This window comes from Sediminitomix flava (assembly GCF_003149185.1).
Lineage (GTDB): Bacteria > Bacteroidota > Bacteroidia > Cytophagales > Flammeovirgaceae > Sediminitomix > Sediminitomix flava.
Genome location: NZ_QGDO01000005.1, coordinates 264,574 through 277,467 on the forward strand (window position 1 = coordinate 264,574; position 12,894 = coordinate 277,467).

At 34.3% G+C, this 12,894-nt stretch carries 9 protein-coding genes; 5 read left to right on the forward strand and 4 right to left on the reverse strand.

The window, feature by feature from the left end; genetic code table 11:
• Positions 1-83 precede the first annotated feature (83 nt).
• Both ypfJ and BC781_RS18575 read left to right on the forward strand, forming a co-directional pair.
• Positions 84-953, forward strand: a complete 870-nt coding sequence (gene ypfJ / locus BC781_RS18570) for a KPN_02809 family neutral zinc metallopeptidase (protein WP_109620612.1) — start codon at positions 84-86, stop codon at positions 951-953.
• Positions 954-1,383: 430 nt separating this feature from the next.
• The gene (locus BC781_RS18575) at positions 1,384-2,643 is read left to right on the forward strand and encodes an asparagine synthetase B (RefSeq protein WP_109620615.1); all 1,260 of its coding nucleotides are present in this window, start codon (positions 1,384-1,386) and stop codon (positions 2,641-2,643) included.
• Between the two features lie 60 nt (positions 2,644-2,703).
• Here BC781_RS18575 and gltX read toward each other — a convergent pair whose 3' ends face one another.
• Entirely contained in the window at positions 2,704-4,233 is a 1,530-nt protein-coding gene (gene gltX, locus BC781_RS18580; protein ID WP_109620618.1) for a glutamate--tRNA ligase, read from the reverse strand.
• Between the two features lie 611 nt (positions 4,234-4,844).
• Between gltX and BC781_RS18585 the strand changes: the two genes are divergently transcribed.
• Positions 4,845-8,438 carry a lectin-like domain-containing protein gene (locus BC781_RS18585; protein WP_158281523.1) on the forward strand — a complete coding sequence of 1,198 codons (3,594 nt, stop codon included), beginning with the start codon at positions 4,845-4,847 and terminating at the stop codon, positions 8,436-8,438.
• A 71-nt stretch (positions 8,439-8,509) separates the two neighbouring features.
• Here the strand turns inward: BC781_RS18585 and BC781_RS18590 are convergent, their stop codons facing one another.
• Positions 8,510-9,235, reverse strand: coding sequence for an SDR family oxidoreductase (locus tag BC781_RS18590; RefSeq protein WP_109620621.1), 726 nt, complete (start codon positions 9,233-9,235; stop codon positions 8,510-8,512).
• 350 nt (positions 9,236-9,585) lie between these two features.
• On the opposite strand from BC781_RS18590, the gene BC781_RS18595 reads away from it, so the two are divergent.
• Entirely contained in the window at positions 9,586-10,365 is a 780-nt protein-coding gene (locus BC781_RS18595; protein WP_109620623.1) for an SH3 domain-containing protein, read from the forward strand.
• A gap of 67 nt (positions 10,366-10,432) precedes the next feature.
• On the opposite strand, the gene BC781_RS18600 is transcribed toward BC781_RS18595, so the two are convergent.
• On the reverse strand, positions 10,433-11,095 hold the full coding sequence (locus tag BC781_RS18600; RefSeq protein WP_109620626.1) for a hypothetical protein: 663 nt from the start codon (positions 11,093-11,095) through the stop codon (positions 10,433-10,435).
• 161 nt (positions 11,096-11,256) lie between these two features.
• Here BC781_RS18600 and BC781_RS18605 point away from each other — a divergent pair, with 161 nt between their 5' ends.
• Positions 11,257-12,165, forward strand: coding sequence for a hypothetical protein (locus BC781_RS18605; RefSeq protein ID WP_109620627.1), 909 nt, complete (start codon positions 11,257-11,259; stop codon positions 12,163-12,165).
• Positions 12,166-12,207: 42 nt separating this feature from the next.
• Here BC781_RS18605 and BC781_RS18610 read toward each other — a convergent pair whose 3' ends face one another.
• The gene (locus BC781_RS18610; protein ID WP_109620629.1) at positions 12,208-12,894 is read right to left on the reverse strand and encodes an HAD family hydrolase; all 687 of its coding nucleotides are present in this window, start codon (positions 12,892-12,894) and stop codon (positions 12,208-12,210) included.

The following is a 12,894-nucleotide window of genomic DNA, read 5'->3' on the forward strand; positions in this document are numbered from 1 at the left end:
TAAGAAGTACCCCCATAAATCGAGCAATGAACTTTAAATATACCTTAATGTTTCCTGTTTAGAGGATATAAATTATTTGAAAGATGAAATGGCAAGGTAGGAAGAAAAGTAAAAATACTATTGATAGACGTGGGGAATCAGGAGGAGGAAGACGCAAAGGAGGATTTACATTGGTCGGTATTCTTATAGCGTTTGCGCTATCATTTATTCTAGGAGGAAATCCACTAAACTATCTGGGTTTAGTTACAGGGGTTGAGAACTCGATTGAGTTGAAAAGTAGAGGGAATGAAAATTATAAGCCTTCAGCTCGTGAAGAACAAATGGCTAATTTTGTTTCTGTGGTTCAGGCAGATACTGAAGATGTTTGGGCCAAACTATTTAAAGAGCACGGGATGGTTTATAAAGACCCTAAGCTTGTTATGTTTACTAGTAACACTACTTCTGGTTGTGGAAAAGCCAACTCTGCCACCGGCCCTTTTTATTGTTCTTTAGATGAAACGATATATATAGATCTCAGTTTTTTTGATGAATTAAAGTCTCGATTTGGTGCACCAGGAGATTTTGCAATGGCATATGTTATAGCTCATGAAGTAGGGCATCACGTACAGCATTTATTGGGTACAACTGATAAAGTTCATAGTCAGGCTCGAAAAATTTCTAAAAAAGAGTACAATAAGTTATCGGTGAAGCTAGAATTACAAGCTGATTATTATGCAGGAGTTTGGGCGAAAAATGCTGATGAAATGAAAAATATTCTTGATGAGGGAGATATAGAGGAAGCGATTAATGCAGCAAATGCAATTGGTGACGATCGTTTGCAAAAGCAAGCTCAAGGATATGTCGTTCCAGATGCGTTTACGCATGGGACATCTAAACAGCGGATGGAATGGTTTAAGAAAGGATATGAAAGTGGCGATCCTCTAAAAGGGAATACTTTTGAGGTTTTGGATTAGTGGTTATATCATATTCTATGTTTAGTGCTATTTTTATAAAAGCTATTTTCAGTGAAGAATTAATATAATGAATGAGGAATGTATTAAAAATTATACTTTTTGAGTTTGAGGTTAGAAGTGATTTATTGAATAAGCTCAATGTTAGAAGCTTTTGATGGAAAGAGTGATGAATTTGAAGTATAAGAAGAATACTATTCTATAATCATTTTTGATTTAGGATGGTATTCTTTGTTGTATTACATTATTGATATGTTGCTGAATGCTACTTTCTGTCTTACTCATTTAACCAAATAAGAACTGAACAGTCCTTACCCTAGAAATAGTAACAATTATTCTAAAAAGAGACAATTAACATTTAGCCTAACTATACAGTTTTAAAGGAAATATGATCCTTTTTTATACCCAAACAACTTTACTAAGCTTCTATTAAATGAAATATTTCTTCTCTTTAATTCTACTTTGTTTTCAAATCAATATAGCTCTAGCAAGTTACATTCTGATACCAATGGATGAAACTCAGAGTAATCATCTGAAATCTTATGGCGTAACCTACTGGGTTTTGGAGAAAGGTGGTGAAATAGAGTGGTTACTAAACTTCCGTGGAGGTAGCTTTTTATTTCAGTATACGCAAGATTATGAAAATGAATTAGTAATAAGAGGAGTGAGCTATGAGGTGATTTCTTCTGCTCAAGTTGTGAGTATCAAAAAGCAAATCAATAGCCCTGAGGCTAATATGGACATCATGAAGCTTGAGGTTCCACCTAAGATAGCAGTGTATTCCCCTCCTTCTAAACAGCCTTGGGATGATGCGGTAACTTTAGTGCTTACATACGCAGAAATCCCTTATGAAGTAATTTTTGATGATGAAGTAATGGCTGATATGTTGCCTAAGTATGATTGGCTACACTTACACCATGAAGATTTTACGGGGCAATATGGAAAGTTCTATGCTACTTATGGACGAGAGCCATGGTATATAGAAGCACAAAGGCAATTTGAGGCATCTGCTCGAAAGCACGGATTTAGTAAAGTATCGGAATTGAAAGGAGCTGTAGTTAAAAAGATAAGTGATTATTGTGTAGGAGGTGGTTTCTTATTTGCTATGTGTTCCGCTACGGATACTTATGATATTGCATTGGCAGCTGAAGGTGTAGACATAACTGATCATATGTATGACGGAGACCCGCCAGATGCAGATGCTCAGAAAAAGTTGAATTATGGGAAGACATTTGCTTTTCATAATTTTAAGCTGAAGATGGATCCGTATCAATATGAGTACTCTAACATTGATAATCAGTCTTATGAAAGAGGGCTTAGAGAAGGGAATGATTACTTCAGACTATTTAATTTTTCGGCAAAATGGGATCCAATTCCAACAATGCTAACACAAAATCATGTCAATATCATCAAAGGATTTATGGGACAGACTACAGCCTTTAAAAAAGGGTTGATTAAGTCAGATGTGATTATTTTAGGTGAAACAAAAGAAGCGAACGAAGCTAGATATATTCATGGAACCATTGGTCGAGGTACTTGGACTTTTTATGGAGGGCATGACCCAGAGGATTATCGACATTTTGTAGGGGAAGAGCCAACAGATTTAAATCTGCATCCAAATTCACCGGGTTATAGACTCATACTAAATAATATCTTATTCCCTGCAGCTAAGAAAAAGAAACAAAAAACCTGATATAATAAAGGGGCAATTTCCATGGAAATTGCCCCTTTATAGTTGAAGTAGATTTGAAAATTATTCGCTTACTGTAGCGATAAACTTCTTGATTCTATTTGATACTTCTTCTTTACCTAAAATTTGAAGCATAATCATCAAATCAGGTCCGCCGCCAAGTCCACTGAGAGCTACTCGTAAAACAGGCATAACTTTACCCATTCCTACACCTTTCTCCTCTAGAACTTCGCTAAATAGTTTTTTCGCTGAATCTGCATCAAATTTTTCAGCAGAAGGACAACGTTCAGCATATTCTTCAAGTACAGCTTTCGCATCATCATTCCACTTTTTACGAATAACTTTTTCATCATACTCAGTAGGAGCTTCAAAGAAAAATCTACCAGCAGAAAGGAATTCATTTTGGAAAGTAATACGCTCTTTTAATTGACTACAGATCAATGGAAGTAAGCTTTCATCGTATGAAATACCAGCTTCATCAAGTTGAGCTTTCAAAACAGGAGCAAGAACTTCGTCAGATTTCTCTTTCAAATACTGTTGGTTGTACCATTTTGCTTTGTCGAAATCGAACTTAGTACCAGCTTTACCTACTTTTTCAATAGAGAATTTTTCAATCAATTGCTCTTTTGTGAAAAGTTCTTCCTCAGTACCTGGAGACCAACCTAAGAATGCAAGGAAGTTTACAAAAGCATCTGGTAAGAATCCGTCTTCTCTGTAACCAGTAGAGATATCACCTGAATTAGGATCCGTCCACTTCAATGGGAAAACTGAGAATCCAAGCTTATCACCGTCACGTTTACTCAATTTTCCGTTACCATTAGGTTTTAAAAGTAATGGAAGGTGTGCAAATCTAGGCATTGTATCTTCCCATCCTAAATATTGATAAAGTAGAACGTGAAGTGGAGCAGATGGCAACCATTCTTCACCACGAATAACATGTGTGATTTTCATTAAATGATCATCAACTACATTGGCCAAGTGGTAAGTTGGCATTCCATCAGATTTCATCAAGATTTTATCATCAATGGTATGTGAGTGAACCATTACCCAACCTCTTACCATATCGTTTAGCCTGATTTCTTCTTTTAAAGGAACTTTCAAACGGATAACATAAGGATCCCCAGATTCGATGCGCTCTTTTACTTCTTCTTCAGAAAGTGTCAGAGAGTTTTTCATCTGAAGACGCGTGATTGCGTTGTATTGTTGGTTAGCTACTTTCGCTTCCTCCAATCTTTTACGCATGGCATCCAATTCTTCTGGAGTATCAAATGCATAGTAAGCTTTGCCTTCGTCTACGAGTTGTTGAGCGTATTGCATGTACATGCCTTTACGTTCAGACTGACGATAAGGACCGTACTCACCAGGCTTCCAAGGGCTTTCATCTGGTTCCATACCAACCCAAGCTAAAGATTCTTTGATGTAGTCTTCTGCACCCTCAACAAAACGAGTTTGGTCTGTGTCTTCAATGCGAAGAATAAAGTCACCATTATTTTTTTTCGCAAAAAGATAGTTGAATAGCGCTGTTCTAACACCTCCGATATGCAAAGGTCCTGTAGGACTAGGAGCAAATCTTACCCTTACTTTTTCCATTATTTATTATCTCTTTATTTTTTAAGAAATTGATCTCATTTACTAAAACATGAATGATAAGAATTTGATCACTCATTCATGCAATTTAAGTGTCCTAAATCACCTAATTGGCAAAAATATAAATAATTCTTGAATGTTTAACTGAAATTTGATGAGATAAAATTCAGTTTAAATCGTTCAATAGTTTTTAACTGGATGAGTGTTCGTAAATCAACAATATGACGTAGGGTGTTATCTAGTGTTAACCAAATAAATGTGATTTAACATGAGGGAGCGAGAAGATTCCTATTGTAAGTTTAAAACTCTTTTCGAATTTCGCCATATAACATTGAGCATTCAAATAGTTGCTCTAGAATTTTACAAGAAGACAATTTATTTCAGCTATTTATTAATCAATAACTAAAATCAATCTTAAAAAGATTACAAATACAATTTCACCATTTGAAATAGGTGGAGAATGGGTTTTATGAGCTAAAATATATTTAAAAACCTATTCTAAGGACTTCAACTACAAACAAACTAAAACTATCAACATGACTCTATTTTTTAGAAAAGAGACCTCTAATAAAGTATTTTTTATTAGGATACTAGTCGTATCCTGTTTTATACTTTTGATGACTAAGACCAAGGTTAGTGCACAATGGGAAACGATGGGAGATGCTGCAATTTATTCTGAAAATCAAGGTGGATACAAAGCAGGGAAAGAACTGATCGTAACAAAAGATCAAAGAGATCAACGTTCGGCTGTTTGGAAGGCTGATAAAATGAATATGTTCCGAAATTTTGAGATGCGTTTGAAAGCATACTTCGGAAACAAAGATAGCGGTGCAGACGGTATGGCGTTAGTACTTCATAATGACGTGAGGGGAACAGCTGCTGAAGGAGATAATAATCAAGGAGGAAGTGCAATGGGTGCTTCTAACATAAGTCACTCGGTTATTATTGAATTTGATACTTATCAAAATGGAGAGATTGGAGACCCCGCAGGTGATCATGTTGCATTTTACAAGAATGGTCGTTTTGAAGTGGTTAATAGATTAGGTAATAATACTGAAATAACTATTGGTACTAATACTCCCAATGATATTGAAGATGGTACTTGGTATGATATCCATTTGATCTGGAATTATAATGACCGTCTATTGTCAGTGAATATGATGAATGAACTAGGGGATTTTCAAACTTTTTCATATACATTTCAAGAAGATGAAAATATCATTGAGGAAATTAAGTTAATAGAGGAATATCTAAATGAAGTGGATCCTAGTATTATTGATCAGACTAGTGCCTTGAATGTTTTAAATAATTTAGATAGAGAATTAGCAACTGAATATGATAGAGAGTATATAGAGAATAGTCAGAATAGGAGAAATTATTGGATTAATAGTAAAGACATTTTTTTTAGAGAATTAGTAGATACTAAAGATGATGGATTTCTAGACTCATTCCATTCAAATGTTGAAAATATTGATGTTAATTATCAATATTATGTCGATTTTGGTTTTTTTGGTTGGTGGGCTAATAGCAGTGATTCTTTTTCAAAAACAAGATTGATTAATGATATATCGAAGGTAGAAAAATATGCAATTTTAGATTATTATTTAAGAGAAATTGAATCACTAAACAATCAATTGGGAAATAATTCTATTGAAGATATTTTTACTCGGAGTGGAGAAATTTGGAATGGAGAAATTGTAGCAGGTTTTACAGCCTCAACGGGAGGTAGTACTAATGAACATAAGTTTAAAGAACTTCAAGTTGATTATTCAGATTTGAGTATTAAACTTGATGGTAGTGGTATCAATGATTTTTATAACTCTTTTACTCAACCACAATTTGAGGTTGCTATCAGTAATTCTTCAAAAATCATTTATGACCCAGAATTTCAAGCTTTAAAAGGTGCTTATCTTGAAATTTCAAAGCCTATCAGAGATGCCGATGGTAAACTTCTTGAAGAACTTGTTTTTAATGGAGACCAATCAAAGTTCGATTTCGTATTTGATAATGTAAATGGAACTCTTGAATTGAATGCTAAAACAGATATTAGTTTACAAGAGTTGGAGAGCGCTATTGATGATATTCGATATAAGTCTATTGAAAGCACTTTGTCACCTGATATTCGGGAAATATCCGTAACTATAAAAGGAGAAATTATTGAAGAAGTAGATGATTTTGAGATAGGAGATATCATCTACAGTCCAGCATCTTTTGCTAAAATCAATACCCCTTTTATCAATTTGAATGGTTTAGGAGTAACAGAGAATGATTATAGTGAAGTGGCAAAATCAGCTGTCCCTCTTGGAAGTAGCGACCTTTACATTAATATTTTTGATGGATTGGATATTGAATCTATTACCATAGAAACCTTGAATTATAAAACGGGTGATAGTTTTAGTGTAAGCAATTATTCAGGTAGAAATAGAATTACAAGAACTAATTCTTCTTCAAGCTTGACTTTTAGTAATAAAGGAACTGCTTCTAAACAAGATTTCGAAAATGCTTTAAAAGCTGTAACTCATAATATAGAGTATTCTATTTCTGAAGATCGTGAGTTGAAAACCTCAATGTTACTTTCCAATGGAGCGGAAATAAAGTACACCTATTCGAGGTATTATTTTCATAGACTTGATTTGGATGATTCGTCGATAGGAAATGACTACCAAACTCAGATTGATTTTATATCAGAGCAGCTAGCTATCAGTAATAATACTTCTTTAACACCCGAGTCTACTCCAATACAGAGCATAAATCTTCAACTTTCTCATGTATTTGACATTGGATATGAGAGATTGTTTATTGATGGTGAAGATGATCAAAAGTTAAGTGGTGATCTTATAGGAGGACATATTCAGTATCTGTTTAATAGTGATTTTACTAAAATAACTTTGTCATCTATTACAAATACATCTTGGGCTAATTTTAAAGGTGCAATTGAAAAAATTAAGTACTCAAATTCTTTTGCAAATCCTACTGGAAATGATCGAGAAATTGGTGTGCAAATAGATTTTGGAGGAGGGTTATTAACTTCAGCAAAAACTATTGTAAGTATTGGTTTTCCTAAAGTTCGATTGACTTCAACTTCTGATATTTGGCAGTATGATACTTTTACATCGATTGATATAAATGATGAAGGGTATCAGTATGATAATCCGATTGGTTTATTTTTACACACACCACTTCAATTGGGCTTTTATCAGAACTATGGGACTAATATTTCCATGAAGTCAGTTTTGGTTTATACTGGGAAATTAAATGAAAAGGATTCTCTGAATATAGACGGGACAGTCTTAGATATTTATGTAGATAAGTCAAATACTGATAGCTACGACAATAGCCTTAAGTACTTAATAGGTAATGAAGTTAAAGTTCATGAAATCACAACAAATTCATCAAATCTTGTAGCAATAGAATATGAAAAAGGCTTTGAAATAGGATTTAAAGATGGTTCCTCAATCCAAAATGCTTCGGAGCTATTTGATTTACTTTCAAAGATTAAATTGACACTAGCTGAAGAAAGAGATGAAATCTATTTAGAAGCAGCTAGACAATTATGGGTTGAAGTACAAGGGCAAATGCCAGGAGCTAGTTATGATGTAAGTAGTAATGTATTGATCAGTAGCTATGAATTCTTGAATTATGAAAGCATTCTGCCTGTGACTTTAGGCTTCTTTGGCGCAAAGAGGAAAGGGCATAATGTAGAAGTAAGTTGGACTACTTTTTCAGAGTTTAACAATGATTATTTCGAATTACAGCGATCTATTGATGGCGTGAATTACAGCATGTTGAACAAGCAAGATGGACAAATAGAGAGCAATGTAATATTGGAATATCATTATGATGATATAAAACCACCTAGATCAACAATTTATTATAGATTGAAACAGGTTGATATGTCTAAAGACTATAAATATTATTATACCTCTGTAGGAGCAAGTTTTGATACTTCTTTTGAGGTGGAATTATTATCTGAAAACCCTGTCAGAAATAATCAAGTCATTTTAGGCATTCATTCATCCGTTCCTCAAGAGTCTTCGATTTCTATATATGATATGAATGGAAAACTAGTTTTTCTAAGGGATGTATTTTTAGAGAAAGGGACTAATCAAGAAAAAATAGATTTAAATATCGGAAGTAGTGGACTTTATATTTTAAACGTTCAGACTCAAAATGGGAATAAATCTTCGATAAAATTACAGATAAATCCTTAGTCATTTGGCTTAGGATTTTGATCAATGGAAAAGGGGTTTAGTATTCCTAGTTACTAAACCCGTTTTTTATTTTACGCTTCTTGTCCTGTACAAGTAATCACAATTTCTCTAATATTTACCCTTTGTGGTTGCTCATAGGCATAGAGTATTGAGTGGGCAATGTCTTCCGGTATAAGGGCTCCACCAATCTGCTTTTTCCATTCCTCATAGCCTTCAATAATATCATTATTAGTCGTATGTCCAAGTAGTTCTGTCTCGACAGCACCAGGAGCAATAACTGCAACTCTTACATTGTTTGCACCAGCTTCTTCTCTTACTGCATCAGAGATAGCATGTACAGAGAACTTTGTACCACAGTAAACAGAGTGGTTAGGGAAAATCTTAATTCCTGCAACAGAGCTGACATTATAAATTGAACCATGCTTCCTCTCATACATACTTTCTAGAACCGCATGCATGCCGTTCAACAAACCTTTGACATTTACATCAATCATGTTATCCCATTCAGTCGGGTTTTGTGCGACAAATGGACTTAGTTGCATGAGACCAGCATTGTTTACCAAACAATCTACAGGGCCAAATTTATCTTCGGCTTCTTTTATGACAAGCTTGAATGCATCTCGATCTGTAACATCTAATTTTCTACAAAGAGTATTTGGTAAGTTTAAGGCTTCCATTTTGTCTATTCTTCTTGCTAATAGAAGTAATGGATATCCTTTTTCAGAAAAGAGTTTTGCTGTAGCTTCCCCAATACCAGAACTCGCCCCCGTAATTACTACTAATGGTTTTTCAGACATGATATGAATCTTTTAATAGTTAGAATAGTGTTAATTTCAACTGACATAGAGTTTTCTTTAAATTGAGATGAAATTCTAAGTACTATTGGAATAAGAGATATTTGAGGGCTTAAGTTCTACGTTTAAGATTTCAGTAGTAATGAAAGGTGTAATTGAAGTGGAGTAGAATAGTAGTTTTGGATTCTAAATATGGTAATTAGAAAATAAGTTGAGTTTTAAAACAAAGCTTAAAATCATCAGCAAATTAAAGTTTACTTTTGAATGGCTTAAATACTTCTTATTTTTGAGCTAATAAGTACTAGATTCAGTTGAATCACACTATCATTTTTATCTTTAATATATTTTTTAGCATGAAAAAGTTTCTCTTACCCTTCTTCGCTTTTATCACTCTAATTTCATGTGGAGTACAGAAAGAAGAAAAAGCACAGACTGAAAATCAAGTAACTGAAGCTCCAGCGGTTTGTATTTGGGATGGGATTTCACTTCGTGAAGGCGCATCTGCAGATTCTAAATGGTTAGGTTCAATTAGTTTGGGAGAGTCTGTAACTTATCTTGGACTAGAGGAAGTAGATACTCTATCAAAAAAGAAAAGATCATACTATAAAGTCAGACTTTCTGATGGTAAAGAAGGTTGGTCATCAATTTACGGGATTGCTCTTAATGCAAAACCAGGAGTTCTTGTTGAAGAATCAATCATTCACAAAAGGCCAGATGCACTTACTGCATCAACTAAATCATTCAATCTAGGTGAATTTATTGCAGTAAAAGATATCAAAACAGGTTGGGTTGAAGTTGTTGGTGCTGAAGGTAAAAAATCGGGTTGGATTAAAAACCAAGGCATCAAAGAAGAATCTGAAGAAGTTGCTGCAGCCATCTTGATCAACAAGAAATTTGGTTCAGTTGCTAAACTAGAAAACGCCGATGTAGAAACATTGAAATCTTACTTAGAAGGTTTTCAATTTAAAGAAACATTCTTTGGGCAACACATCAATCAACTGATTCAAGAAAAAGTTGAAGCAGTAAATATGAGTGAAGCTCCAGAAGAATTGGCTAGTACTGCGGCTGAAACTGAAATGGAAGCTACTGAAGAAGTACCTGTAGAAGAAGCTAATGCTGAAATTGTAGAATAATCTTCAAGCTTTTTATAAATAATAAAGACCATTTGGATATATGATAATCCAAATGGTCTTTTCATTTTTAGAAGTCCATGATTTTGTTTATTTCTTCTTGCTGCATCTCAGCTTTCTCTTTGAGTTCACGAGTGAGTGACTCACGAACAATGTTAGTTGCGGCATCCTTATTGTATTTCATCGACATCATCACATAGGTTAAGCCTGTAGCTTTGTCTACTTTCTTTAGTAGCATAGTGATGTCTGTTCTACCTAGTTTTGCAGAAACTGTATTTTGGTACGCAGAAACTACTTCAGTGACAGTGGCTGCATCCTTCAAATCTTCGGCATTTGCAATGTTAGATTTGATACGCCCCACAATGTTACTCCCAATTTGATTAGCGAAGTCAGCCAAACAAAGCTGTTTAGCCTGCTCTTTCGCAGCAGCAAAAGTTCTTGATTTTGCTTCTTGGGTCGTTACATAAAACTTTTTCTCACCCGTATCATCTAGTGTATATCTAGCCGCCCATGTATCTTCTACTTGCTTTTCAATTGGGCCATCTCCCCCCATATTTGCATAGCCTTGTTTACGGATTCGTCTTGCTTCTTTTTTAGCTTCTCTCATTGTTTTGCTGGTTGCTTCATCAAGAGCTGCTTGTTTTTCCTTTTCGTAAAGTGCTCTTGGCGTTTTTGGGGAACAACCAAAATAAAGAAGAGTAGCGATAAGAAGTATTTTTTGTAATGTCTTCATAGTAAATGGGTTATTAACACTTTTAGCTTGTGAATGATAGACAAGTCATACTACTTAATTGTCAGTTTGTTTGGAAGTTCATTGATGAGAAAACGAAATATTCTTTTTCTCTGAATAGAATAACTTAGATAGAGAATACTTTAAATCCAAAATCTAGAGATATGCCTTTGAAATTAATCCTAATCACTGTTTTTCTGCACTTTTTTTTCGTGGAAAGTAGTTTCTCGCAGAAAACTAAAATTGTATCTTCTAAAATTATTAGAGCTATTGAGGATGAACACCATATTGGTCAACTAAAAGAAAATATGTTGCAAAAAGCTAAGTCTGAAGCCATGGCAAAGGCTTTTGGAACAAATGTTCAACAACATACACATTACCAAATTCAAGCAAAAGGAGATTCAGAATTTCGAGAAGATCATAAACTTACACAATCCACAAATTCAGAAGTGAAAGGAGAGTGGGTTAAAACGATTAAAAAAAGTTTTGAATGGTTAGTCGAAGTTGAAGGCCAGAGAAAGGTATTATACTTAGTTTGTGAGGTAAAAGGGAAGGCAAGAGAAATTAATACTCAGAAAGTAGATTTTACGCTAGAAACTTTGAAATGTCCTAAAAAGGAGCAGTGTATATCTAACCAGTTCTTCGATGGAGATCACCTTTACCTTAATTACAAATCACCCAAGAAAGGACATCTGACGATTTTCTACAAAGAAGGAGAGACAGTTTATCAGCTATTTCCTTATCAAAAAATGAAGGGAGAGAATGGTGAAGTTCCCGTTTTAAATGCCAACAAGGACTATTTACTTTTCGACCTGAATTCTGCCAAAGATTTTCAAGTTTCTTCCCATCAAGTAGATGAAATTGGATTAGAGCTTTCTTCTTCAACTCAAGAACTGCATAAAGTCTATGCTATTTTTTCTGAAAGACCTTATGCACTGCCATTATCAACGCAAAAGAATGGAATTCCTGTTTTAGAGTATGATAGTTTTCAGAAATGGATTGAAAAAAATAAAATGTTGTCAAGTGACTTTCAAGAGTTAGTTAAGTTCTTGACTTTATCTCCTAAGCGCTAAAAAGAAACCCCATCTTAATTTTGAAAGATGGGGTTAAATTTTTTATGCTTCTAAAACTTCTTCACCTTTCTGTATCTGTTCGATAAGAGGAGGAAGGTCTTTCATTTTATCAATAATATATTTTACACCTAAGGCTCTCAGTTTTTCGTCATGACCTTTTTGAATGTGTCTTGCTCCAACAAAGCCAATCACTGTAAGACCTGCAGCTAAAGCAGCTTTTGCACCACTAATGCTATCTTCTACTACAATTGAATTTTCGGTTGTAGCACCAATTTTATCCATAGCATACAAGTAAAGGTCAGGAGCTGGTTTTGGGTTTTCAACCATATCCGATGAGAAAATTCGATCTTCAAAAAGAGAATCAACATCGGCTAGTTTGATAGAATGCTCTACTTGAAATTTATAACTATTAGAAACAACAGCTTTCGTAAGAGGAACTGAAGTATATGCTTCTTTTATATCTTGTATAGGTCGTAGTTCTCCGTCTACTGCTTTTTCAAAACGATTTGATATTTCCTCTATGTAGCCTTCTGGAAGCTTGAATCCTCTTTCATTTGAATAATGATTTAAAATTCCTGAGAATGTAGTGCCTGACCAAGTATTGAAATAGTAATCTACTGAAATATCTACACCGAATTCTTTTAGGTAATCAACCATTACAAAGGCTGCAAGATATTCTGTGTCTACTATAACACCGTCGCAATCGCTGATTAAATATTCTAATTTCAT

Bases quoted from the DNA above. Each gene is read 5' to 3' on its own strand.
- ypfJ (WP_109620612.1), top strand. From the start codon at position 84: ATGAAATGGCAAGGTAGGAAGAAAAGTAAAAATACTATTGATAGACGT.
- BC781_RS18575 (WP_109620615.1), top strand. From the start codon at position 1,384: ATGAAATATTTCTTCTCTTTAATTCTACTTTGTTTTCAAATCAATATA.
- BC781_RS18585 (WP_158281523.1), top strand. From the start codon at position 4,845: ATGACTAAGACCAAGGTTAGTGCACAATGGGAAACGATGGGAGATGCT.
- BC781_RS18590 (WP_109620621.1), bottom strand. From the start codon at position 9,235: ATGTCTGAAAAACCATTAGTAGTAATTACGGGGGCGAGTTCTGGTATT.
- BC781_RS18595 (WP_109620623.1), top strand. From the start codon at position 9,586: ATGAAAAAGTTTCTCTTACCCTTCTTCGCTTTTATCACTCTAATTTCA.
- BC781_RS18600 (WP_109620626.1), bottom strand. From the start codon at position 11,095: ATGAAGACATTACAAAAAATACTTCTTATCGCTACTCTTCTTTATTTT.
- BC781_RS18605 (WP_109620627.1), top strand. From the start codon at position 11,257: ATGCCTTTGAAATTAATCCTAATCACTGTTTTTCTGCACTTTTTTTTC.
- BC781_RS18610 (WP_109620629.1), bottom strand. From the start codon at position 12,894: ATGAAATTAGAATATTTAATCAGCGATTGCGACGGTGTTATAGTAGAC.